The organism is Staphylococcus simiae (assembly GCF_002902085.1).
Classification (GTDB): Bacteria; Bacillota; Bacilli; order Staphylococcales; family Staphylococcaceae; genus Staphylococcus; species Staphylococcus simiae.
This window is the reverse complement of record NZ_PPQR01000009.1, coordinates 24765-49725: the sequence shown is the minus strand read 5'-3', so window position 1 is coordinate 49725 and position 24961 is coordinate 24765. Positions and strand designations below refer to the sequence as shown.

22 protein-coding genes and 1 pseudogene are annotated in these 24961 nt (G+C 32.6%); 5 read left to right on the top strand and 18 right to left on the bottom strand.

All coding sequences use genetic code 11. The features are described 5' to 3' along the window. Positions 1-294: 294 nt before the first annotated feature. The 7 genes from CD113_RS01440 to CD113_RS01410 form a co-directional block, all read right to left on the bottom strand. On the bottom strand, positions 295-1320 hold the full coding sequence (locus CD113_RS01440) for an NAD-dependent formate dehydrogenase (RefSeq protein WP_002462484.1): 1026 nt from the start codon (positions 1318-1320) through the stop codon (positions 295-297). A gap of 191 nt (positions 1321-1511) precedes the next feature. Further along, positions 1512-1871: a DUF2294 domain-containing protein gene (locus CD113_RS01435; protein ID WP_002462485.1), complete on the bottom strand. Its 360-nt coding sequence runs from the start codon at positions 1869-1871 to the stop codon at positions 1512-1514. Positions 1872-2062: 191 nt separating this feature from the next. Continuing rightward, the gene (locus CD113_RS01430; RefSeq protein ID WP_231910052.1) at positions 2063-3106 is read right to left on the bottom strand and encodes an acyl-CoA dehydrogenase family protein; all 1044 of its coding nucleotides are present in this window, start codon (positions 3104-3106) and stop codon (positions 2063-2065) included. A gap of 10 nt (positions 3107-3116) precedes the next feature. Continuing rightward, on the bottom strand, positions 3117-3878 hold the full coding sequence (locus tag CD113_RS01425) for an ABC transporter permease (RefSeq protein WP_002462487.1): 762 nt from the start codon (positions 3876-3878) through the stop codon (positions 3117-3119). Next, complete coding sequence (locus CD113_RS01420; protein WP_040801333.1) at positions 3878-4846, bottom strand: ABC transporter substrate-binding protein; 969 nt, start codon at positions 4844-4846, stop codon at positions 3878-3880. Before CD113_RS01420 ends, CD113_RS01425 begins: the two co-directional genes overlap by 1 nt. A 12-nt stretch (positions 4847-4858) precedes the next feature. Beyond that, entirely contained in the window at positions 4859-5599 is a 741-nt protein-coding gene (locus CD113_RS01415) for an ABC transporter ATP-binding protein (RefSeq protein ID WP_002462489.1), read from the bottom strand. Between the two features lie 311 nt (positions 5600-5910). Continuing rightward, positions 5911-6423, bottom strand: a complete 513-nt coding sequence (locus tag CD113_RS01410; protein WP_002464404.1) for a DUF4242 domain-containing protein — start codon at positions 6421-6423, stop codon at positions 5911-5913. 197 nt (positions 6424-6620) lie between these two features. On the opposite strand from CD113_RS01410, the gene CD113_RS01405 reads away from it, so the two are divergent. Then, positions 6621-6824, top strand: a complete 204-nt coding sequence (locus CD113_RS01405) for a hypothetical protein (protein ID WP_002464405.1) — start codon at positions 6621-6623, stop codon at positions 6822-6824. Positions 6825-6989: 165 nt separating this feature from the next. On the opposite strand, the gene CD113_RS01400 is transcribed toward CD113_RS01405, so the two are convergent. Continuing rightward, a complete protein-coding gene (locus CD113_RS01400) occupies positions 6990-8477 on the bottom strand; it encodes an aldehyde dehydrogenase family protein (RefSeq protein ID WP_002464406.1) in 1488 nt (495 codons plus the stop codon). A gap of 298 nt (positions 8478-8775) precedes the next feature. Here CD113_RS01400 and CD113_RS01395 point away from each other — a divergent pair, with 298 nt between their 5' ends. Beyond that, the gene (locus CD113_RS01395) at positions 8776-9156 is read left to right on the top strand and encodes a YbaN family protein (protein ID WP_002464407.1); all 381 of its coding nucleotides are present in this window, start codon (positions 8776-8778) and stop codon (positions 9154-9156) included. A 314-nt stretch (positions 9157-9470) separates the two neighbouring features. On the opposite strand, the gene adhE is transcribed toward CD113_RS01395, so the two are convergent. From adhE to CD113_RS01375, 4 genes are all read right to left on the bottom strand, one after another. Beyond that, complete coding sequence (adhE, locus tag CD113_RS01390; RefSeq protein ID WP_002464408.1) at positions 9471-12077, bottom strand: bifunctional acetaldehyde-CoA/alcohol dehydrogenase; 2607 nt, start codon at positions 12075-12077, stop codon at positions 9471-9473. A gap of 373 nt (positions 12078-12450) precedes the next feature. Further along, the gene (locus tag CD113_RS01385) at positions 12451-13011 is read right to left on the bottom strand and encodes a DUF488 domain-containing protein (protein ID WP_002464409.1); all 561 of its coding nucleotides are present in this window, start codon (positions 13009-13011) and stop codon (positions 12451-12453) included. A gap of 126 nt (positions 13012-13137) precedes the next feature. Next, positions 13138-13914, bottom strand: a complete 777-nt coding sequence (locus CD113_RS01380; RefSeq protein WP_002464410.1) for a (S)-acetoin forming diacetyl reductase — start codon at positions 13912-13914, stop codon at positions 13138-13140. Positions 13915-14143: 229 nt separating this feature from the next. Beyond that, a complete protein-coding gene (locus tag CD113_RS01375) occupies positions 14144-14647 on the bottom strand; it encodes a DUF4064 domain-containing protein (protein WP_002464411.1) in 504 nt (167 codons plus the stop codon). A 349-nt stretch (positions 14648-14996) separates the two neighbouring features. Here CD113_RS01375 and CD113_RS01370 point away from each other — a divergent pair, with 349 nt between their 5' ends. Together CD113_RS01370 and CD113_RS12830 are read left to right on the top strand one after the other, a co-directional pair. Further along, the gene (locus tag CD113_RS01370; RefSeq protein ID WP_002464412.1) at positions 14997-16082 is read left to right on the top strand and encodes a zinc ribbon domain-containing protein; all 1086 of its coding nucleotides are present in this window, start codon (positions 14997-14999) and stop codon (positions 16080-16082) included. Between the two features lies 1 nt (position 16083). After that, positions 16084-17694 (top strand): TcaA second domain-containing protein, encoded by a 1611-nt coding sequence (locus CD113_RS12830; RefSeq protein ID WP_002464413.1) that lies wholly within the window; start codon positions 16084-16086, stop codon positions 17692-17694. 447 nt (positions 17695-18141) lie between these two features. On the opposite strand, the pseudogene CD113_RS13010 reads toward CD113_RS12830, so the two are convergent. The 6 genes and pseudogenes from CD113_RS13010 to CD113_RS01340 all read right to left on the bottom strand — a co-directional run. Further along, a pseudogene (locus CD113_RS13010) lies at positions 18142-18225 on the bottom strand (hypothetical protein); the annotation flags it as partial. Beyond that, entirely contained in the window at positions 18218-19219 is a 1002-nt protein-coding gene (locus tag CD113_RS01360) for a LacI family DNA-binding transcriptional regulator (RefSeq protein ID WP_002464414.1), read from the bottom strand. The gene CD113_RS01360 and the pseudogene CD113_RS13010, both read right to left, overlap by 8 nt. A 30-nt stretch (positions 19220-19249) precedes the next feature. Further along, on the bottom strand, positions 19250-21112 hold the full coding sequence (locus CD113_RS01355) for a beta-glucoside-specific PTS transporter subunit IIABC (protein ID WP_002464415.1): 1863 nt from the start codon (positions 21110-21112) through the stop codon (positions 19250-19252). Positions 21113-21165: 53 nt separating this feature from the next. Further along, the gene (rpiB, locus tag CD113_RS01350; protein WP_002464416.1) at positions 21166-21615 is read right to left on the bottom strand and encodes a ribose 5-phosphate isomerase B; all 450 of its coding nucleotides are present in this window, start codon (positions 21613-21615) and stop codon (positions 21166-21168) included. A gap of 2 nt (positions 21616-21617) precedes the next feature. Continuing rightward, complete coding sequence (locus CD113_RS01345) at positions 21618-22286, bottom strand: ribulose-phosphate 3-epimerase (RefSeq protein WP_002464417.1); 669 nt, start codon at positions 22284-22286, stop codon at positions 21618-21620. A gap of 85 nt (positions 22287-22371) precedes the next feature. Continuing rightward, positions 22372-23301 (bottom strand): ribokinase, encoded by a 930-nt coding sequence (locus CD113_RS01340; protein WP_002464418.1) that lies wholly within the window; start codon positions 23299-23301, stop codon positions 22372-22374. A 250-nt stretch (positions 23302-23551) separates the two neighbouring features. On the opposite strand from CD113_RS01340, the gene CD113_RS01335 reads away from it, so the two are divergent. After that, a complete protein-coding gene (locus CD113_RS01335; RefSeq protein ID WP_002464419.1) occupies positions 23552-24934 on the top strand; it encodes a PTS transporter subunit IIC in 1383 nt (460 codons plus the stop codon). Positions 24935-24961 lie beyond the last annotated feature (27 nt).

Genomic DNA, 24961 nt, shown 5'->3' with positions numbered 1-24961 from the left:
GACTGATACATAATTAAATTTTCAAGCCTCGCACCCCAGCTTGCACATTATAGTAAAAATTCTGTTGACAGAATTTTTCTTTGCTGGGGCCCCAATGCTCAACTTGCACGTTACAGTAAAAATTCTATTTATAGAATTTTTCTATGTTGGGGCCCGGTCCCTCAGGAGTCTCGGCTTCAAATTAATTTTTTTAAAATTATTCATTTTTTATTTATCAGTCTTTAAAAAAAATAGAGAACCATAATAAAAAACTGAGACGGCCGTCTCAGTTTTAATTAAATACTTCTATATGTTTTATTTAGCTGTATAACTTTTACTTGTAATTCTACCGCTACCAACGATAATATCTTTTTCTTGGAATGCTTCATGATTAAAGAAACGCGTTAGAATATCTTTGACACCATCTTCGATACGTTTTTGTGCTTCTAATGTCATACCTGAATAATGTACTGTCATACCATTTCTTGGCATTGTTCTCCAAGGATGATCAGCTGGTGCTGGTTGTGGATACCACACGTCGCCTGCATAACCTTGTAAGTGATTTGATTCTAAAGCTTCTACTAATGCATCGCAATTGACAATTTTACCACGTGCAGTGTTAACGAGATAACTATGATCTTTCATACGACTTAATACGTCTTTATCGAATAAATTATCCGTTTCTGGTGTTAGTGGTGCATGAATGGTAATAGCATCACTTGTTGCAATCAATTCATCGAATGATACAAATTTTGATAGTTCATGATCTTTTTGATTGATTGGATCATAATGTTGTAATGTCACATTAAATGGTTTTAATCTTTCAGCAACTAATTGTCCGATACGACCAAAGCCGAAAATACCAATTGTTTTATGTTGTAATTCATGTGCATTGTTACCAACTTTTGATAAATTCCATTCACCTTCAACAGATTGACGATGACCTTCTTCATAATTTCTTAGTAAAATGAGTAAGTCCATAACTGCATGTTCAGCTACACTAACTGTATTACTACCTGTTACTTCTACGACACCAACATTATGTTCACTTGCTGCTTGTAAATCAACATGGTCAGAACCTACACCAGCTGTAATCGCTAATTTAAGGTTTGGCGCTTTTTCAATTCGTTCTCTTGTCATATAAGCAGGATAAAATGGCGCACTAATGACAATGTCCATATCTGCTAAATGTTTATCTAAATCTGACTCATTGTCAGCTAATATAATTAATTCATGTCCTAATTGTTCTAAAAATGGTTTTAAACCTAATGCTTTTTTAGTATTTAGTAATTGATTGTCTTGTCCTTCTACTGCTTCTGGGAATAACGCTACGATTTTCATATATATCTCTCCTAGTAATTTAATTTAGTACTACCTTTAGTATTGGATACGCGCGACTGCAAGGTTAAAACACATACAAAAAACTCGGCACAGTTTGACATACCACCCCCTTGAATTATGAACAAATTCAAAGCGAAGATAGCAAACAGCACCGAGTACTTTACACCAGCATCACTTATATACTGATTTAATTATTCTATTGATTTATCGAAAACAAATACTGAAATAACCTCATCATCAGCTAAATCAATATCTGTAAATAGTTTTACAAATTTGGCACCTACAAGTTGTTCCATTTCATGAACATCTATGTCTTTATACATCTGTTTTATCTTTTCAGTGCGAGTATAATGTAACATCGACTCATTTCTCTCGTCGTTTAAATAGAATGCTTCTACCTTACTTAAGACGCCTGTCATATGAGCAATTGCCCAATTATCTTTGAAAGACACTTTAATACTATTAGGTCCTTTACCAATAAATTGTTTGCGGTAAGTACGTACAAGATTCGAGAATTGTTGTTCTTTAGAATGCTTTTCTATAGTATTCACCTTCTTCAAAGTCTTAAGAAGTTCATTAATTATTCACATTTTTAATTATACTCTTAGTTTATTTATTTTCAAACAAAACACTTTTAATTTCAAAAAAATAAATTACGTATCTATATTTTTAAATTTTTGATTTAAAACTCAAGATAAAAGGTTCTAAAACAACATATGTCCTAGAACCCTTTGAGCAATGATTATGTCGTACTTGCTGCAATTTCTTCTTGTAATTTTCCTAAATGTCTTAATGTCGGTGTCAATGCTGCAAAGAAAAAGCCTTCTTTTAATTTGCGTGCTTGAGGGGCACGTGGTGAATAAGCTCTTGCTCCCCCATTAACCATAGAAGCTTGATTAACATCTAACAACAAGTAACCCGCTTCTTTCTTTAAATGAATTAACTCACTGAACTGTTCATCTAACTGTCCAGCCTTAATGACATCATAAAATGAATCCTTGAGGCGTCGATGTTTTTCCTCATAAAAATCAATATCATATTCTAAGTATTGATTAATACCATTTTGAGTATGGGCAAATTGATGTATCAAATCAAGAGAGCTACGAATTGACCCTAATGCTATCGGTATTTGTAATGCCACAAATTGTGGACGAATAGCACTAGCAAATGTTTTAGCATCTTTCGTTACAATTTGATCCTTTGGAATAGTGACATGATCTAAGTTAATTTGATAGGTAGCAGAACCATTAACACCTAAGAAGTTAGACTTTTCGACTAATGTAATATGCTCTTGATTCGCACGTACAATAAACATCACAAGTTCATCTGTATCTTTAGCTTTTGATATCGCACCAAAGTAATGGTCCTGTTGAATATTACTCACTGCAGGCATGACACCACTAACGACAAGTTGGCCATTGACATAATGATGTTCTAAGTTGAATTGTTCTAAGTCATTAAATGATTTCATAGGATTTGATAAACCTGTCGCACCTAAAATTTCACCAGACAATAATTGTTGCTGCAATGTTTTAAATAATGTTGTTTGTGGCGCATATTGTAAGTAGGTTGAAAATGCTAACTGACACCATAAGCAAAAACCTGTCGTTAAGCATGTTTCAGATACTTGTTCTATGACTTCAGCATTCCCCACTATATCTTGTTCTTTAAAATAACCTTGTGCAAATAATTGTTGTATAAATGGTTGAGCATAATATGTCCCCTCATCAATATCAATGACGTGAGGTGCAAGTTGTTCTGTAATCAATGTATTTAAAGTCATTATAACCGCTCCTTTATTCTCCAAATCTAGCGAGTATCGTTTGTTCTAAATAACTAATCAGACGATCAACTAAAAAGCCAAACAAGCCAATAAAAAATATTGCTGATAAAACATCTTCTAAATTCAACATATTGCGTGAATCAACGATTAAAAAGCCAAGTCCAGACTGTGCACCAATCATTTCTCCTGAAACTAAGAATATCCAACTTGTCCCAACTGCCATATGTATACCAGCCATCATTTGTTTAAATGACCCAGGAAATAAAATATGGCGATACAATGACCACCCTTGCAAATTTAAATTAGCTGCTATTTTTAAATATTGTGGTTCTACTTCTTTAATACCTTTAATCGTATTAAAGACAATAGGGAAAAATGCAGCGATAAATATAATCGCCATAGCAGGTAAACTTCCTATACCAAACCATAAAACAACAAATGGTGACCAAGCGATTGGGGATATTGGGCGTATTAATTGTAATAACGGCTCTATGCCTTGATATAAAACGGCGCTACGTCCGATTACAAATCCTACAGGTACTGCGACAATAATTGCCATACCAAAGCCAACGACAAACCGCCACAAACTAATAGCTAAATGTTTAAAAATAATACCACTCGTTATAAAATGCCAAATACTTTGTCCAACCAATACTGGGCCTGGAAGTAAAATGGCCTCATAGTGGCCAATCCAAATAACACTTTGCCATAACAACAAAAATATAATCATAGTGACAATAGGTAAGGATAGACGTACAACTTTATTATGGATCATTACTTTCGTGCCTCCTTATAAAATGACGGTGCTACAAAGTCATCATAATCAGGGGTATTAAATAAGTGATGTTCATTGACTAACTTTGCAATTTTGTTATAGCCAGATGCTCTGATGGATAAATCACCATATGATGTCCACGCTGCCGATTGTTTTAATATTTTAGGCTTTTGTTTAAAATATTTTGTCATGATATCAACACTTTGCTGCTTATCATTCATTTTAAAGCCTGCTTGTTTATAATCTGTGGTGAATGCTTGTGCTAAATGACGTTGTTGCAATATTTCTCCTCTTAACACTAAGACGCAACAATACGCATCAGGCAGCACTTCATCACCATGTTTCAATACTTGTCCCTTTCCTAAAGCAGTGCCTATAGCTCCAAATGGTTCGGCTACCGAATAACCAGATATTCTTTGTTCACTTAAAGCTGCTGGCATTTCTGCTGGAGACATTTCATGATAATCAAAGGTATGTTTTTTTAATTTCAACTGTTTGCGCATTTCTTCTAATAGTAAATAGTGGGTTGAATAACGATGGGGAATGGCAAAAGAGTAGGATGTATTATTATGAAAATCACTGACATCTTTATTTTTTTGTCCCATAATAACGTTACCTTCATGATGTCCTAAGGCAACTGCTTTAATATTCGCACCTTTTTGTTTAGCTTTCATTGCCAATTCTATTAGTGTAGAGGCTCCATCAATACGACCGCTATTCAAGGCATCCATTAAATCTGGCCAGTTATTGAATTTTACTAATTCTAAATGATACTTACTGTTTGGTGATTGTTGTTCAATTTGTTTCGTCATCATTAAATTAGCAGCATGCGTAATAGGCAAATAACCGATTTTAATTGTTTGAGCATGATCTTTATTATACTTAGCCATAGGTTTAGAATGCTGTACTCGACTACAACTTGTTAATACCAGGAGACATATCAGTGATGCCATTATTAATCTCCTCATAATGAAGCCTCCCTATAAGTAATATTCTGGTTCAACAGCATGATGAATTAAGGCAAATTCTTCCATAATATCATTTCTTATCTTTAATAAATGACTGTCGTTACGATTTCTAGGTTGTGTGTCACTAATGGTGTATTGATTAATAATGCGACAACCTTCTCCTAATAAAACAATACGATCTGATAAATATAATGCTTCATCAATATCATGTGTCACTAAGATCATCGTAGCAGTAGTTTGTTTTTTTAACTGTATTAACTGATCTTGTAACTTATAACGTGTAAAGGCATCAAGTGCTCCTAATGGCTCATCCATCAAAATCACTTTCGGTTGATGAACTTGTGCTCGACATATCGCAACACGCTGCTTCATGCCACCAGATAATTGCTCAGGAAATTGATGTCCTTTCCCATGTAATTCAACTGAAGCTAAGTGCCCATCAATGTAGTCATCACTAACCTTACTTGTTAAGCCGAGTCGTACATTATCGATAATATTCTTCCACGGTAGTAGGTTATGTTGTTGAAAGATCATTAAACAATCAGGTGACGGACTTTGTTTCAACTTATTATCTATCATTACATCACCAGATGTCGGTGTTATAAAACCACCAATAATATTCAGTAATGTGGACTTACCACAACCACTTTTACCAATAAATGTGACGATTTCACCTTCATTAATTGTTAGATTAAAATCATCTATAACTCGATGGGAACCGAAGCAATGTTGAAGTTGATGAATATTAATCATTGCACCACTCCTATTATTGTTATCTTTTTACTCGGAATTAATGTAATATAACAGGGAGTGGGACAGAAATAAATTTTATATAAAATTTATTTCGTAGATGCCCGTCTTGCACATTAATGTAAAATCCACACATGGATTTTTGATGACGGGTCCCTTCCACTCCGGCAAGACTGACTAGGTTTTCAAAATGGTGATTTATCAACATTTTGAAAAGCAGACAGTTACTGTCCAATGCTTAAATTTAAGTGTAAAATACATTTTGTCTCAGTCTCTATAATCGCAACTTGTTGCCCCTTATTAGATAGTTCTGATTAAATCTTTTCAATACCATCAATAGGTGTATCAACTGCTTTACGTGCACGACGTACTGCTTCTTCATCAGGTGCATTATATAAACAAATACATTTAGACATGTCTTCACAAACATAAGTACGTTTAAATTCAACTTCAGGTACTTCTTCATAATGAACAGAATTTTTCTTTTTACGTGCTAAATATTGATCCATTGTAATACCTTCAGGAATGTTCCAAGTCACAAGATAATCAATATGTGCGTCGCCATTTTTAACTTCATCTAATTCTTTACCTACTAGACGTACTTGTTTCACTAAATTAATACTAATATCAGCCTCAGTTAAAAATTGTGTCGCTTCGTCTTCACTATTCGCCTCTACAATGAAATAACCATGTGATAAATTTTCAGTAGCCTGAACTTCAATTAAAGTAGGAATTGAATCAGTAGCTAATGATGCGACCTTTTGTTCAAGCTCTTGTTTCGTTGTGGCAAAGTTAAGGTGATTCGCTTCTAATAAAAATAATGTCATTAAAAAGACCTCCTAAATGAATGTTTGAAAAAATATTACTATAATTCCTATCATAATACAAGGATATAAAGTGATAATTTATAATTTTCTGATAAATGCTGAGAATACATTATGTTAAATTTTATTTTAAAATGACAAAGCATAGAAAATGATGAATAGGGTATTAAGATAACAAGGATATAAACTGGAGGGATTATATGGATAAACAAGATGTTATAAGTAGTTTAGACAAAAACGGTAAAATAGCAATTGAAACAATGGCTGGTAAAAAATATAACATTGAAGAAGTTGCTAGAGATAACGACGAGCAACAACTTCATATATTAAAACCACACGATGTTACTGTCCCAATCGATAGTATTAAAGAAATTGATGAAAATGATTTAAATGATCCCACATAAATCATCATAATAAAAGGGCTCTCTCAAATTGGACTGATGCATAATTATTTTTTAAATTATTCACTTTTTATTTATCAGTCCTGAAAAATAGAGAACCAATAAAAGCCTCACTCCAGTTGATGAAGTGAGGCTTTCGTCATTAATTTAAACATATGCTTAATTGACTTAATACAAACCTTTTAATGCATTGCTTGTATCAATATAGATATTTTTAACTTGTTGATAATTACTTAATGCTGCTTTATATGTCTCGCGACCAATACCAGATTTCTTGTAACCGCCAAATGGTGCACCTTCTGGAACTTGATTATACGTATTAATCCATATACGTCCTGTTCTCACAGCTTTCGCAATGTTTAATGCGCGTGTAATATCTTGTGAGAAGACACCACCTGCTAAACCATACTCTGAATCATTGGCAATATCTATGGCTTGTTGATCGTCGGTCACTTTAATGACTGTTAATACTGGACCAAAAATTTCTTCTTGTGCTAATTTATGTTCGTTACTATCTACTGCAATGAGCGTCGGTTCAAAGAAATAACCTTTGTCTAAACCATTAGTTGTTAAACGATGTCCGCCAGTTAGAATATCAGCACCAGATTTCTTCGCATAATCAACATAAGATTGTATTTTTTCTAATTGATCTTGTCCAGTTTGACTACCCATTTGCGTTGATTCATCTAATGGATCGCCCACTTTTATATTTGCAAAGGCTTCTTCTAATCGAGGTATTAATTGATCATAAATTTTTTCGTGAACAAGTAGACGTGATCCCGCACTACATACTTCACCTTGATTGAACAAAATACCTAATTGAATGCCTTCAACAGCTAAATCTAGATTGGCATCATCTAAAATAATATTCGCACTCTTACCACCAAGCTCAAGTGTCGCTGGAACAAGATGTTTAGCAGCCGCTTCAGCAACTTGATAACCTACATCTGTTGAGCCTGTGAAAGATAGTTTATCTACACCTTCATGGTTGAAAATAGCATTACCTGACTCTGATCCTTTACCTGTTAAGATATTAATAACCCCTTTAGGTAATATATCTTGGAAAATTTTAGCTGCTTCTAATAAACTTAATGGTGTTGATGATGAAGGTTGAATGACAATCGTATTACCAGCTGCAATAGCAGGCGCAATCTTCCATGCTGCTAGCAACATAGGGAAATTCCATGCCACAACTGCACCTACGACACCGATAGGTTCATGACGTACAATACTCATCGTATCTTTATCGATATCATTCACCGTACCTTCTTCAGTTTCAATAACACTCGCAAAATAGTGGAAATGTCTTGCTGCAAATGGGATATCAATTGATGTTGTTTCACGAATTGGTTTACCATTATTTAATGATTCAACCATTGCCAAGTGGTCTTTGTGTGCCATTAATTGATCACCAATTTGACGTAATAATTGTGCACGTTCAGTTTTAGAAGTTAAACTCCATGATTCAAAGGCATCTTGTGCCGCTTTAACTGCTATATCGACATCTTCATTTGTCGCCTTTGTGATATGTGAAAGTGTTTCTCCAGTAGCTGGATTCGTCACTGCGATTGTATCATTACTACTACCTTTAACAAATTCTCCGTTGATAAACAAACCGTAATTCTGAGCAATATAATCTTGAATGTTCACTGTCATTATTATCTCTCCTTTGTATGTAGTAAACGTATGACTTAAAGTAATGATGTTACAATAATTATTATATAGTAAGCGTTTACATATTTAAAAATCATTAGCTCAATCATTTTTCAGTATTGATATTCCTGCTATCATTACTTCTGCTATTAAATAGTTAATTTATAAAAAGTGTTGCTAAACTTATTGCTAAAATACATAATATAGTAAAATGCATTTGAGAATTATTATCATTAAGATAATAAAATAAGTTAGTGATAATTGCCTTAAGCATTGTATTAACAGTTTGGAGGTTTCACCTGTGCGTATCATTCTATTAATTATTGGTATCATCTTCACTGGATTAGGTATTGCTGGTGCCGTTTTACCATTACTACCGACAACGCCATTTCTACTTGTAGCCGTTTTCTGCTTTGCTAGAAGTTCAGAGCGTTTTTATAACTGGTTGGTTCGACAAAAAATATATAAAGAATACGTTGAAAATTTCTACTTGCATCGAGGATATACACTACCTCAGAAATTTAAAATTTTATTAAGTCTATATATTGTTATCGGCTTTTCTATACTAGTCGTTCCTATTTGGCCAATTCGTATTGGCTTGATGATTCTTGTAGTTATACAAACCATCGTCTTATTTACTTTTGTTAAAACACTTCCCCAGACAAATAAGACGAGGGATTAATACTTGTGTCTAGGCCTGACTATAGTAACAATTCAAAGAACAGAGGCTGGGACAAAGAGCATTTTCCACTTAAAATTAAGCATTTGACAGTAACTGTCTGGTTTGTAAAATTTTGATTTATCAATGATTTATCAACGTTTCATTATCAAGACAGTTACTAACAATCACATCGTATGACATATAAAATATTTTCTGTCTTAGCATCATTATATTATAAAAAAATCTCGAGACCATCATTATTTATGATCATCTCGAGATATTTTTAAATAAATTATATTGTGAAATAATCGAGCCTAGTTAATAGCAATCATTGATTATTGTTCATAATCATATGCTGTTTGGATAATACCTTTCAACTCACTTATTAACGGTTCTTTTGGATTAGCAGTAGTACATTGATCTTCGAATGCTAATTCTGCCATGCGATCAATTGTTGATGCTAACACTTCTTCTGTCACACCTTGTGCTTTTAAATTCATATCAATACCTACTGAGCAACCTAAGCGATACACTGCAGTAGCTAAAGCTTCAACTAACTCTTCAGTTGTTTGTCCTTCTAAACCTAAAAATCTGGCAATATCTGCGTAATCCGTATCTGCTCTAAAGAAATCATATTTAGGGAATAAGGCATGTTTTTGTGGATCTTTAGCATTATAACGAATCACATGTGGTAATAAAATGGCATTGGTTCTACCATGAGGTATGCCATATTCCCCACCAATTTTATGAGCAATAGAATGTGATATTCCTAAAAATGCATTAGCAAATGCCATGCCTGCCATTGTTGATGCATTATGCATTTTTTCACGTGATACTTTATCACCTTGCTCTACGGATGTTTTCAAGTAATCGAATGTTAACTTAATCGCTTGTAAGCTTAATCCTCTTGTATAATCAGACGCCAATACAGATACATATGATTCAATCGCATGTGTTAATACATCCATACCAGTATCTGCAGTCACACTTTTAGGTACAGTCATGACAAATTGTGGATCAACAATCGCAATATCTGGTGTCAATGCATAGTCAGCTAAAGGATACTTCACATGTGTCTCACTATCTGTAATAACTGCAAATGGTGTGACTTCTGAACCTGTGCCTGATGTTGTCGGTATACAAATCAATTTAGCATGCTCAGGTTTGCCAATTTTATAAGTTCGTTTACGAATATCTAAGAATTTTTGTTTAGCGCCAAAGAATGACGTTTCTGGATGCTCAAAGAACATCCACATCGCTTTAGCAGCATCCATTGCTGATCCTCCACCTAATGCAATAACGACATCTGGTTGGAAATCAACAAACATTTCTAAGCCTTTATAAACTGTATTCGTTGATGGATTAGGTTCTACATCGCTAAACACTTTTATTTGCGGTTGGTGTGCTCGACGTCTTAACACCTTTTCCACCTTTTCAGCATAACCAAATTCAACCATACCAGGATCACAAACAATCATGACTTTATCAATATGATCCATTTCTGTTAAATACATAATAGCATGTTCTTCAAAATATACTTTTGATGGTAATTTAAACCATTGCATATTATTACGACGTTTAGCAATTGTTTTAATATTTAATAAATCTACTGCACTCACATTGTGTGACACTGAATTATGACCATAAGAACCACAACCTAATGTTAATGATGGAATTAATTCATTATACATATCTCCAATACCTCCAACAGCTGATGGTGTATTAACCAGTACACGACATGCTTTCATTGTTAAACCAAAGGCTTGTTGTAAGTCACTATTTTCTGTGTGTATGACTGCAGTATGTCCTAAACCTCCAAAATGTAATGTTTGTTCACATATGTGAAAAGCATCATCATGTGATTGCGCTTTAACCATCGCCAATACTGGAGACAGTTTCTCACGAGATAAAGGATAATTTGCGCCAACACCTGCAAGTTCTGCAATTAATAACTTAGTATCCGTTGGTACTTTAATGCCTGCAAGTTCCGCAATGGCTACTGCTGATTTACCAACGATGTCAGGCTTAACAGCTGTCTTATGGTCATTCATGACAGCATCTTCAAGTTGTTTCAATTCTTCTTGTTTAACAAAGTATGTACCATGTGATGTAAATTCATTCACTACGTCGGTATAAACTTCTTTATCAACAACCATCACTTGTTCAGATGCACATATCATGCCGTTATCAAATGTTTTAGAGCCAATAATATCATTAACCGCACGTTTAATGTATGCCGTTTTTTCAATATAAGTTGGTACATTCCCTGGTCCAACACCTAACGCAGGTTTCCCTGTTGAATATGCTGATTTCACCATGCCAGAACCACCAGTTGCTAATACTAAAGCAATATCTTTATGGTTCATCAATTGTTTTGTTGCTTCGATAGAAGGCTCTTCAATCCATTGAATGCAATCTTGTGGCGCGCCTGCTGCAATTGCTGCATCTAGAACAACTTGAGCAGCTCGTTTAGATGATTGTTGTGCACTTGGGTGAAACGCAAAAATGATTGGATTAGCTGTTTTGATGGCTATCATTGCTTTAAATATTGTTGTTGATGTTGGATTAGTAGTTGGTGTAACACCACAGATAACACCAACTGGCTCAGCAACATACGTTAAACCTTTCTGCTCGTCTTCTCCTATAACACCGACCGTTTTATTATTTTTAATAGAATTCCAAATATATTCTGAAGCATATAAATTTTTAATTGCTTTATCTTCATATACACCACGTCCAGTTTCTTCATGCGCCATTTTTGCTAATATCATGTGTTGATCTACAGCTGCTAGACTCATTTGATGTACAATATGGTCAATGTCTTGTTGTGATTTTTTAGATAATGCTTTTAAAGCTGCTTGACCTTTGGCAGCCAAAGTATTAATCATATTTGCTACTTGTTCTTCAGTCCCTCGTCGTTCTTTTTCTGATACAGTTCCCATATCAACCTCTCCTTTAACTTTGTGAATTATTTCACAAACATTATAGTACATCCTTTTTTAGATATAAAGAGAAATTGATAAAAATTTTTTAAAATTCGACCATTATTTGAACAATTAACTATCTTAAAATATCATGTCCTATTGTAAAGTATTGATATCGCTGACTTTTATTGAAATATCATCAAAAATTATTTCAAATCTAAAAACAATCGTTCTAACTTTAGACATCTAGGATAGTGACTTCAGACAAACGTCACAGTGCCCTATTATTAATATGACATATCTTAAATCATCAAATGCTGTTGTATTGTCACGAATTTTCTAAAATAAAAAAGTGAGTCCTAAACATATGATGTGCTTAGAACTCACTCCTTTAGTTTGATATATCTTGTGGATAAACGACTTCATTATCGTCTTCAATAATGGGCATAGCACCCCATTGACCTAATTGATGTGGTATCAATTCAATTTGATCATGATGATTTAACACAATATGCACAACGTTATAACCTTGTGCTACTAACCAATTGCTAATAATCAAACGATGACATCTTGAAGGATGCCGTTCAGCACATAACATTGCTACATTATATGTTTGTGCATCTAACAATAATTGTTCGATACCTTCTTTAAACTCTGCTGTTAACGTATAATCAGCATAATTATGAAATGATTGATTTGACCACCCTGCATTCAAATTCTGTCCTACATGTTGTGATATAGGTCGTCTGCCACCTAATAAGTCGTTATGTCGATAGTTCATACCATGTTGCAATAACCATTGTTCCATTTCTTGTTGGTTATATTGGGGATGTTTAGGACTTTTAGGAAATGCTCTAACATCTTCAATCATTGTAATATTGGCAAATTTTAGCATCTTCGCAAACGTTGTTAAATCATAATTAACATGTCCAATTGTATAAAGTGTCACCATTCATTTTCACTCATTTCTGTTTTTGTAGATATTCGACTTTTTCTTGTTAACATATCAACCAGCAACGAATAATAAAAAACAACTGACCTACATCATGTAGCATCAGCTGTTTACTGTTAACTTAAATTAATGGAATCTCATACCACCATCAACGATGATTGTTTGACCTGTAATGTAATCAGAATCTTTACCTGCTAAGAATCCTACTACATTAGAGACATCTTCCGGTTCGGATAATCTACCTAAAGCAATTTGACTAGAGAATTGTTGCCAACCCCACTCTTCAGGTTGACCTGCTTCCTCAGCAGTAGATTTAGCAATACTTTCCATCATTGGTGTATTAACGATACCTGGCGCAAAAGCATTAACTGTAATACCTTCATGTGCTAAGTCTCTTGCTGCAACTTGTGTTAAACCACGTACCGCAAATTTAGTACTACTATATAATGATAATCCTGCATTACCTTCTACACCTGCTTGAGATGTTGCATTAATAATTTTACCACCATGGTTCAATTGTTTGAATTGTTCGTGTGCTGCTTGAATTCCCCATAATACACCAGCAACATTGACGCCGTATACTTTCTCAAATTGTTCTGGTGTGATTGAATCGATTGGTGTCATTGGTCCTAGGCCTGCATTGTTAACGATAACGTGGAAATCCCCAAAATGTTCGACAGTTTGTCTAACTGCATTAAACACATCATCACGATTAGCTACGTCTGCTTTAATAGCAATAGCTCTTGAACCATCGCTAGATAATTGTTGTGCTGCTTGTTGTGCACCTTGTTCATTATAGTCAACTATCGCAACATTAAAGCCATCATTGAATAAGCGCTCGGATATTTTGAATCCAATACCTTGTGCGCCACCTGTAACTACTGCCACTTTATTGTTTGTCATAAAAAACACTCCCTAGATAAAATATGTTCACACAATAATTTTACCCCAAAATATAAATTTTATTCTAAATGTAACTGTATGACTTATGACTTTTTGATGAATAATTACACTAAAATCATTTTATAACCTTGAATGCAGCTTTCCATTGCCTCTATTCAATTAAAAAGGTAAACCCGACAAGTTATTCCGCTTAGAGTTTACCTTTATTAAATAGCCACTTTAAAAACTTTTAATATTTATATGGATCTTGATCTTTATTTTGATGTTCAGATATTAAGTCATCAACATGATGACGTTGCTGAGTTTCTTGATTTGAATGGTCATAATATGCAGATTGTTCGTTGGTTGTATCTGTTGTTTGATTAGCATTGTATTGACCAACTTCAGGATTAGGAGTTCTTGTTAAGAGTAAAATACCCGCAATAAGCCATAGTACACCACTAATAAAATTAAAGAAGAAACTTAGTGCACCAATGACGACCAAAGTAACTCCTGCACCTTTAGGACTTTTGTTAATTTTAATACCTGCAATAATTCCAGCTATTAACATTACCCATGAACCTATACCAATGATAAACACAATTACTAGACCTAATGATTCGTCTGCTGATAAGGCAGCATCCTCAGTTAATCCTATGATAACAAGTGCTAACAACAATGCACCTACAATTGCTCCCAATGCTTGAAAGCCAACACCTATCCACGTCAGAATTTTTTCAGCTTTTTTATCCATATGTAAACCTCCAATGGTATTGTTATACGTTTCTTCTATTCTATACCCTAATCAAATAGATTTATATAAAAATATTTAAATTTATATAAGCATTTATAAATTATCATTATATTTTACAAAGCGATAAATATTGCAATTACTATCATTCTATATATAACTTTCTCATAAAATCACTGATACTTTTTAATTATAACTACTTATTATACTTTTTATTTATGTGAACTTTTATAAATTATCGTTGTAATAATTGATAATAACTTTAAAAGCTTCTTGATATTTTGAATTGAACAATATAAACTTAAAGTTATAATTTTAAAAATAATAAATATTGTTTTAGGAGGATTTACCTATGAAATGTCCCAATTGTGGTCAACCTGTAAGCCCAGATGATGCATTCTGCGGGGAATGTGGTACAAAATTAACACCACAGACAACTACAACATCATCCACTAACGAACAGTCACAACACCATCATTCAACAGAGCAACACACACAAACACCTCAACAAACAGCAACATCTGAACACAACGCAACATCAACAGACACATCACATCATCAATCAACAAATCAACAACACACTCAATCAAATGACCAAGCATTTAATCAACAACATAACGGTCAACAGTATGGACAACAACAAGCTCCATATGGTCAACAATCACAGCAATATAATCAACAGCAACCTAACGGTCAGCAACAACAGCCAAGTCAATTGGGTAATCAAGTCAAAGATGTGGCACAAGAAAGTAAAGGCTTTTTTAGTGGAGCATTCATATCACCTGATCACCTCATTAACAACCGCAAAGTATTTAGCTATAAATTATTAGCATCATTAATTGTCATTGGATTTATCGTTATAGCCTTAGCTTTAGCTATATTTTCACGTAGCTTTCTTAGTGGCACTCTCAGTGGCTTTATCAGTGGCACTCTCATTATGCGTATCATATTAATTGCTTTTGCATTCATTGCGGTTAATATTGGCGCAACATATGTTATAAGTAAGTTAATGGTGAGAGGCAGATTAACTTTCCAACAAGTATTATCAGATTATGTACTAATTAATAGCATTACAATTGCAATCTTTATTATTGGCCTATTTGCTTTTGTTATCGGCACGTATACTTTCGCTATTGCTATTATGCTAATCACTATTTTACTTTTCATCATTTCAGGTATGTATTTAGTTGCTAAGTATAGTGGACGCGATCAAGTCAAATTTTCAAGTTTTTATGCTATAGTCATTTATTTAATTATTATCTTTGTCTTTGTACGTGTTCTCGGTGAATCATTAGTAACTACTATGATCCATAGTATCTCTGACAGTGCTCAAGATATGATGCATGGTTCGGGCAGTAGTAGTTGGGATAGTAATAGCGAGAGCCTTGAAGATTTAAGTGATATTTTAAATAATTTCAGTGAGGATAGTGGTTTGTAATATGAAATTTTGTAAAAATTGTGGACAGCCGTTAAAAGAAGGTGTCAAAGTTTGTACACATTGTGGTACACCTGTTCAAAGTGTCAAACCACAACAAGCCGATCATAACGATACGGCTAAACAAACATCGCAACCGACATCTTCACAACCAACGCATAACGATCAAGTTGTTAACAATAGCAATCATAGTGAATCATCACAACGTCATGTTTCACAACAAACTACTACGGGTGATTCATCGCAACCGATACATGGTTCTGCTTCATCACAAACAACAAACCATGCTACTAATCAAACAACACAACAAGCATCTCAGCACACAAACCGTAGTACTGCTGCACAACAACCAAGACAACCTCATAGTCAGCAACCTAAACGTGCTTACGGGCCACCACCACAGCACAAGAAAAAAAGTAAGAAACCACTTATTTTTATTATCATCATTGTAGTATTAGTGATCTTACTTGTTGCAGCATTCTTAATTTTAAATAAACAGCTGTCACCGAAGAATGACGCTGCTAATATTGCACATGCTATCGACAAAAATGATGCTAAAGGATTAGCGAATCAAGTCACTTCTGATGGTAAGAAATTAAATGAAGATGAAGCGAAGGCATTTTTAGCTTATGTTAAAACAAAGGGGAATTTAACAAAAGTTGCTAATAGTATTCAATCCAAAACCAGTGATATTAAAGATGGCAAAGCCAAACAAGCGACCATCTATGCTAACGACAGCACAGTCATGTCAATCACAAAGGATGGTAAGAAATTCTTCTTATTCGATAAATATAGATTTGATATTCCTAGTTATAAGGTAAGTCTTTCACCTGATAATGATGGTAAGTTAACATATACATTTAATGGTCAAAAGCATGACGTGAATGTTAAAAAAGATGATACAACAACTTTAGGTACATTCCCTACTGGTGATTATCGTCTTAAAGCAACTAAAAAAATTAATAATAAAGACTTTGATGGCGCCGTATTAATTAATATGAGCAATGATACAACAATGGCGACAGAGTCCTTTAAACAAAAGAAATTTAACGTCACAACTGAAAATGACTCAGAATTAAATGATGTCACTATTTATGTTAATGGTAAAAATGAAGGTACTGACACTTCTAAAACATTTGGACCATATTCACCAGATGAAGAAGTAACCGTTCATGCAGAAGGTAAAATAGATAATCAAATCTTCAAATCAGATTCTGTTGATGTCGATACGACAAACAAAGAAGATGGCGAAGTTTCTGATGTCACATTAAAATTCGATTCTGATGCTATTGATAAATATGTTGACGCTAAAGATAGTAAGAAATCTAAGTCTTCATCAGACTCAGATTCTGATAAAGACAGTGATAGCGACAGTTCAAGTTCCTCAGATGAAGTGACACGTTCAAATGTCATTGATAAAGTTGAATCTTATGAAGGTCACAAGTTAGATACAGATAAATATACATTTAAAGAACCTGAAAAACATAATGGTAGATGGGGATTCTCATTTTTAGATAAAGATGGCGACTTAGCTGGTTCATACTTTGTCGATGCCGATGATGGCTATGTTACGAAATTTGACGAACATGGCGATGAAATTGGTTCAGGTTACTAATATTTAACAATAATTGCATAATAAAAAGCGAATTCCGTTATGATGACTGTTACGTCGATACATCATGCAACTGGAATTCGCTTTTTTATTTGGCTCAATAATAAATTCGATTCAAAATTTATACATCAATCGAATTTGACAATGAGCCTTTATTTTTTTAAATACCAACAATCGTTTTAAGTTCAAGCTTAAATAGTGATTCTCAGTATAAATGTAAAGTTAATAGTGATTAAACTATCTTTTAATCATCTATTCACTCACAACATTCTTAGCTTCGCCAATTTATAATAATTTCTCTTTCTTTACATATAACAAAAACATCCCTTGTACCATTTTCATTCACGGTACAAGGGATGTCTCTTTAATTTGTACAGTCATACGATTCACTACAAACGCATACCTTCTATTATATAGTGTTCACAACTTAACTTTCCTAAATATTATATTTTAGAATATCAATGTTAGGATGTATGTCCAAATACAGATAAATATTGCAAAGCCGATACTGTATTTAAGTGTCATTTTAAGTAGTTTCTCTATTAATAATGCTCACAGGTAAAATAATATGATTGTCTTTTAAAGATTTTCGCATCAATTTAACTAATTTTTCAGCAGCAACATATCCCATTTTTCTTTTATCCTGATTAACTGTAGTAATACTTGGATAGCTATATTTACCAATAGACACGTTATCAAAACCAATAATTTTAACATCTTTAGGTACATTTATATTATTATCTTTTAATGCATATAATGCTCCTAGAGCTAACCAATCATTCAAAGCAAAGATTCCATCAAATGAGATATTACTATTAATTAGATGCTGAATAGCTTTTCGTGATTCTGAAAAATGAGTTTTTTTAAGATTTATTATTAATTTCTCATCTAATTCAACATTCTTCATTTTTAATGCTTCTACATAGCCATTAAATCTATCTACACTTGTAGAAATTTCTTGTTCACCTTTAACTACTACTATATTTTTACATCCACCTTCCAAAAGAAAATTCGTAGCTTTAAAACCACCATCAAAATTGTCAGATTCAACAATTACAATATCTTTAGATTTTTTAGGTTTTCTATCAATACAAACAATTGGTATATCTCTTCTCACTGAAGTGTATAATGTGTCATCATAACCTGATATATATATTAATCCATCAACACCTTTAGCATCCAAACTTGCTAAATAATCCAGTTCTTTTTCTTTATCACTATTGGTATTACAGATAAAAACTGTAAAATTTTCCTTTTCAAAAAAATATTCTTCTATTTCAGAAACAATTGTAGCAAAAAATTCATTTTTAATATCTGGAACAATTATACCTATTGTATTAGTTTGACGAACTCTTAAGCTTTTAGCAATTAAATTTGTTTTATAATTATTTTCTTTGATAACATTTAAAACTTTTTCCTCTGTTTCTTTTGAAAATCTACCATTTTGATTAATTACTCTTGAAACAGTTGCTACTGACACTCCACTGATTTCAGCAATTTCTTTAATAGACAAATTTTTCTTAGCCACCGTATTACTCCTTAGACATGCAATCCTACATTAATCTTTTGCTATTTCAACTTTAAATATTATATCGTTATTTGATACTTCTCCATTTTTATTTTCCAAGTATAATTTATAATCACCTTTATTGGTCAATAATATTGGCGTAACAATATCAAATTTTTCTTTTATTTTTTCTAAATTGAACTCTGCTAATAAATCTCCTTGTTTAACATATTGACCTTGTTTAACGAAAGTATTAAAGTATTCTCCATTTAATTCTACTGTATTGATTCCAATATGTACAAGTATTTCAGCACCATTGTCTAAAGTCAATCCGTATGCATGCTTGGTTGGAAACAATGTTGTAAGTTCTCCATTAGCGGGAGCAAATACTTTTCCATCTGTTGGTAATATTGCAATCCCTTCTCCTAATATTCCTTCTGAAAATACGCCGTCTTTTATTTCATTTAATTGCTTTATCTTGCCATTAATAGGACTAAAAATATTTTCTGATTTTTCAACTTGTCTTTCATTTTTTTCTTTACTGTTCTCAGTTTTTCTTGTATTTAAACTAACATCTTCAAACCCTAATATATAAGTAGCCAAAGCTCCTGTTATAAAGCATATTGTTAATCCTATAATATAATGTATAAAAGTTGATCCTACAAATGCTGGTAAAGTAGTAAGACCACCAAATACAAATGCATATGACTTAACTCCCATTCCGCCTAAATATGCACCTCCTATTGCTCCTCCAATTAGAGCTCCTATAAACGGTTTTTTCAATTTCATTGCCACACCATAAATAGCCGGTTCAGTAATACCTGCAAAAAATATTGATAATAATGCAGATAAACTAAATGATTTCATTTTTTTATTTTTAGATTTTAACAACACTGCAAAAGTTGCGCCCGCAATACCAAAGTTAGCCGCTGCAGTTAATGGTACTATCTTATCAAATCCTAATGTACTTATATTACTAATCATTATTGGATTAACTGCCCATTGTAAGCCAAATACAACAAATACGTTCCAAATACCACCAACTACGAGTCCCGTTATCCATCCATTTGATTCACTCAACCAATTTATTCCATTTGCTATTCCTTCACCAACATAAACACCAAAAGGACCAAACAATCCAACAGTTACTGGAACAATTACAACTAATGAAATTAGAGGCACAAAAATAATTTGTACACTTTTCCATATGTATTTTTCCAAAAACTTTTCAAGGTAGGAATATACCCATATTGCTAAAATTGCTGGTATAACAGTCGATGAGTAATTCATTAAAATGATAGGTATACCTAAGAAAGAGGTAGTAGCAACATTTCCATCTTTACCTAATAAATTGATCAAATCTGGATGAATTAATGATGCACCAATGACTGCTGCAATATATGGATTGACTTTAAATCTCTGCGCTGATGTAAACGCTAACATAATAGGTAAAAAATAAAAGACAGACATTGATGCTGCCGACAAGATTACATAAGTTCCCGATTTTTCACTTAACCATCCAAGTTGGTTAATTAACAATAATAAACCTCTTAATATACCAGCACCCGCTAATGCCGGTAAGAGTGGTGTGAATATCCCCGAAATGGTGTTGAAAAATCGTGATATTAATTTTCCTTTTTCTTCATTGCTTTCTTCATTCGAATTTTCTACGTTACTTAAATTAACTAACTCTTTATATACTTTTGAAACTTCTGTACCAATAATAACTTGATATTGGCCACCCTTACTAAAAGCTTGTATCACTTCATTAGAATCATTTAAATTTTGTTCATTCACTTTGCTTTCATCTTTTAACCTAAATCTTAACCTAGTCGCACAATGTGTAACAGAGTTAATATTCTCTGAACCACCTATTTCATTTAAAATTAATTCAGCTACTACTTTATAGTCCATATTAATCACCCTTTTCTTTAAATATAATATGGGGAAAACCCCATATTATAGATTTAACAAATATATTCTTGTTCAATATCAGCTATAGAATTAATACGATTTTGATGTCTTCCACCTTCAAATTCAGCTTCTAACCATTCTCTCACAATCATTTTTGCCAATTCACTACCGATAACCCTTGAACCAAATGCCAATACGTTAGTATTATTATGCTCTCTAGATAGTTTAGCTGTATATGGATCACTACACACCACTGCTCTTATTCCTTTAACTTTATTTGCTGCAATTGAAATACCCACGCCTGTTCCACAAATCAAAATACCTAAATCTACTTTATTATTTATAACTGCTTCTCCCACTGTTTTCCCATATTCAGGATAATCAGTTCTTTCATTACTATGAGCACCAAAATCAATAACTTCATAGCCTAATTCTTCTAAATAACTTTTTATTATTGGTTTCAATTCAATGCCTACATGATCATTACCAATACCTATTTTCATAATTAATTTTCTCCTTTTTTTAATTTTTCAATTATTGTTTTATAAGAATCTTCCTTGTTAAATAGCGTTGAAGTTCCCAAAACAAATCCTTTTACACCCATTGTTCTTAAATATTCGATCTCACTAGGAGAAATAGCACCATCAACGAATACTTCAAAGTTATAATGCTTTAAATATTCATCCGAAGTTAATATACCAATTTTTTCATTTACAAATTCTAAATATTTTTGTCCTGAAAAACCTGGATTAACAGTCATTACCAGAACTTTGTCTACTAAATTCAACAAAGGTTTAATAGTTTCAATTGAAATATCTGGATTAATTGCAATTCCAGCTTGAATATTGTTTTGTTGAATTTTTTGTACAGTTCTTGCAGGTTGTTTATCAGTATCAGGATGAAAATAAATGATATCTACACCTTCATTAGCAAAAAAATCAATATAATTTGATGGATCATTAATCATTAAATGAACATCTACTAAATTATCTGTTTCTTTACGTATAGTTTTTAAATCTTGAAGCCCCATACCGAAATTTGGCACATACTGACCATCCATAATATCAACATGAAAACCATCAACATTAGCATCATCTAAGGTTTTTATTTCTTTTTTCAAGTTAGCAAAGTTGGCACACATCATTGAAGGAAAAAATTCATTTTTTTTATTCATAAGTTTACCTCCTTTGAGTAATCGTTTACTCATTGGGTAAACGATTACTCACATTTGACTCTAAGTTATCATACCTATTTAAAATTTACAAGGTATAATTTTTTATAAATTTTAAAACTTCTTCATCAGTGGGTATTGCGCTCTGTGTCTTTCTTCCACTAACTTTTATAGCAGAAGCAGCTGTTGCATATTTAATTGCTTCCTCCATACATTCATTATTATGCAAAGATAAATATGAGGTTAATGCAGCGACAAAAACATCTCCAGCACCTACTGTGTTTACAGCATTTACTTTATAAGCTGGTATAAAGGTACTTTTATTACCATCATAAAATATAGACCCTTGTTTACCTAATTTCACGATTACATTACCTACTCCTTTTTTATAGATGATGTGTGCAGCCTGTATAGCACTCTCTTTGTCATTAACTTTAATTCCACTTATTTTTTCTGCCTCTTGTTGATTTGGAGTTATAATATCTACGTATTTCAAATATTTTTCTTTATAGCCATCAACAGGAGCCGGGTCTAAAATTACTATCATATTTTTTTCTCTAGCAAGCTTTAAAGAATATTCAATTGCTGAACTGTTAGTTTCTAATTGTAATAAAAAATATCTTGATTTTACTTCTTCAAATGCTTTTTCTAACTGCTGTTTATCTATATATTTATTAGCTCCAAGTGTTCCTAACATTGTATTTTCAGCACTTTTGTCTAATATAACTATAAAATTACCCGTTCTAACTTCAGATACTTTAGATACATACTTTGTATCTACACCACTGAATTTCAAGTTGGAAATCATATTATTTCCGCTAGTATCATCACCAACAGCACCAATAAATTTTACATTACATCCTAATCTAGCTAGCGCAATGGCTTGGTTCGCACCTTTACCACCAGGTTGATACTCTATATCTTTAACCCAAACTGTGTCACCTTGATTAGGGTAATCACTCGTTTTAATAAAAATATCTTGATTTATACTTCCAAAAGTTAATATCTCATTTTCCATTTTGATAGCATCCTTCCTATTTTTATAGTTATATAGTTCCTTTTCAATAAATTTATTTTGTTCTTAGCATCTATACAACTAATCCAGCTTTCCAAAAATATTTTATAGTCTTTCAACTCATTTTGTAACCGATTACATATATCGTAAAATTTTTTTAATTTTTAGTCAATTGGTATTGTATTAATAATATTTTTAATTTAAGCTATATACAACTCGTTTTTGTAACCGATTGCAAAAAGGAGTTGTATATATGATAAATTTAATTAATAGTGTTTTTGAATGGTTTATTGGTCTAGGCGGTCCTGGAATAATGTTTGTAGTTATTACACTTCTATGTTTAATATTTGGAGTTAGTGTCTCTAAATCTCTTGAGAGTGGTATAAGAATGGCTATTGCATTAACCGGTATGACTGCAGCTATTTCTTTACTCACTAATACTTTAGGTCCAGCTTTAAATTCATTTGTTAAATCTTCTGGAGTAGATTTAAGTATCACTGATTTAGGTTGGGCTCCATTGGCTGTTATAACTTGGGGGTCTTTATACACACTATATTTTGCATTTATTTGTTCTGTGACAAATTTAGCACTTTTATTTTTAAACAAAACAAAAACTTTAAATGTAGATTTGTTTAATATATGGAATATTTCAGTTTTAGGACTTTTAATGCAATATTATAGTAACAATATTGTATTAACATCCATTTTTGTAATTGGCATTTACTCATTAACTTTAAAAAATTCTGATGTTTTAAAACCATCTATAAATTATATTTTGAATTATAATAAAGATAATGTTACTACAACTGCTCACCCTTCTCTTTTAATTGCGCCTTTTGTATTAATATTAGATAAATTAATCGATAAATTTATCCCAATTATAGATAAATTCGATTTCAACGCTGAAACTTTAAATGAAAAAATTGGTTTTTGGGGTAGTAAATTCGCAATAGGTATTTATCTTGGAACTTTTATTGGATTACTAGGACAACAACCTATTAAAGAAATCCTTACCTTAGCATTTACTACTGGTGTAGTATTAGAATTATTTACTTTTATTGGTGGTTGGTTTGGACCAGCAATCGAGCCTCTATCAAAAAAAATTAGTAACATAATGGAAACTAGATTGAAAGGTCGAAAATTATACATTGGTATTGATTGGCCTATACTTGCTTCTAGTGCAGAATTATGGGCAGTAATAAATATTTTAGCTCCAATTTTATTGCTAATTGCCATGATTTTACCTGGTAACAAAGTCCTGCCTTTAGGTGGTATTTTGTTAACTATCTTAGCCCCTGCATTACTTTTAATAACTAAAGGAAAAGTCATAAGAATGACAATAATTGGAACTATACTTTTACCTTTATTTCTATGGGCAGCAACTCTAATATCTAAATTTTTAACAGAAACTTCTAAAAAAATTGGAGAGTTTCCAGATGGATTATCTAAAAACCAATTATTTTCTTCCGTTGATTCTGATCCTGTAGAAAAAATGCTTGGAATACTAATTGGTAAAGCTTGGAATACTATGGATATAAGCTTAATAATTTTTGCCACTATATCAATAGTTATATATGTCACAATTTTTATATGGTATTTCAAAACAATGAAAAAAAGAGATGAAGTTTCAAACTAATTATCTGTAATAAATCTGTAATTAAAC

Bases quoted from the DNA above. Each gene is read 5' to 3' on its own strand.
- CD113_RS01440 (WP_002462484.1), bottom strand. From the start codon at position 1,320: ATGAAAATCGTAGCGTTATTCCCAGAAGCAGTAGAAGGACAAGACAAT.
- CD113_RS01425 (WP_002462487.1), bottom strand. From the start codon at position 3,878: ATGATCCATAATAAAGTTGTACGTCTATCCTTACCTATTGTCACTATG.
- CD113_RS01420 (WP_040801333.1), bottom strand. From the start codon at position 4,846: ATGAGGAGATTAATAATGGCATCACTGATATGTCTCCTGGTATTAACA.
- CD113_RS01415 (WP_002462489.1), bottom strand. From the start codon at position 5,599: ATGATTAATATTCATCAACTTCAACATTGCTTCGGTTCCCATCGAGTT.
- CD113_RS01410 (WP_002464404.1), bottom strand. From the start codon at position 6,423: ATGACATTATTTTTATTAGAAGCGAATCACCTTAACTTTGCCACAACG.
- CD113_RS01405 (WP_002464405.1), top strand. From the start codon at position 6,621: ATGGATAAACAAGATGTTATAAGTAGTTTAGACAAAAACGGTAAAATA.
- CD113_RS01400 (WP_002464406.1), bottom strand. From the start codon at position 8,477: ATGACAGTGAACATTCAAGATTATATTGCTCAGAATTACGGTTTGTTT.
- adhE (WP_002464408.1), bottom strand. From the start codon at position 12,077: ATGGGAACTGTATCAGAAAAAGAACGACGAGGGACTGAAGAACAAGTA.
- CD113_RS01385 (WP_002464409.1), bottom strand. From the start codon at position 13,011: ATGGTGACACTTTATACAATTGGACATGTTAATTATGATTTAACAACG.
- CD113_RS01380 (WP_002464410.1), bottom strand. From the start codon at position 13,914: ATGACAAACAATAAAGTGGCAGTAGTTACAGGTGGCGCACAAGGTATT.
- CD113_RS01375 (WP_002464411.1), bottom strand. From the start codon at position 14,647: ATGGATAAAAAAGCTGAAAAAATTCTGACGTGGATAGGTGTTGGCTTT.
- CD113_RS01370 (WP_002464412.1), top strand. From the start codon at position 14,997: ATGAAATGTCCCAATTGTGGTCAACCTGTAAGCCCAGATGATGCATTC.
- CD113_RS12830 (WP_002464413.1), top strand. From the start codon at position 16,084: ATGAAATTTTGTAAAAATTGTGGACAGCCGTTAAAAGAAGGTGTCAAA.
- CD113_RS01355 (WP_002464415.1), bottom strand. From the start codon at position 21,112: ATGGACTATAAAGTAGTAGCTGAATTAATTTTAAATGAAATAGGTGGT.
- rpiB (WP_002464416.1), bottom strand. From the start codon at position 21,615: ATGAAAATAGGTATTGGTAATGATCATGTAGGCATTGAATTGAAACCA.
- CD113_RS01345 (WP_002464417.1), bottom strand. From the start codon at position 22,286: ATGAATAAAAAAAATGAATTTTTTCCTTCAATGATGTGTGCCAACTTT.
- CD113_RS01340 (WP_002464418.1), bottom strand. From the start codon at position 23,301: ATGGAAAATGAGATATTAACTTTTGGAAGTATAAATCAAGATATTTTT.
- CD113_RS01335 (WP_002464419.1), top strand. From the start codon at position 23,552: ATGATAAATTTAATTAATAGTGTTTTTGAATGGTTTATTGGTCTAGGC.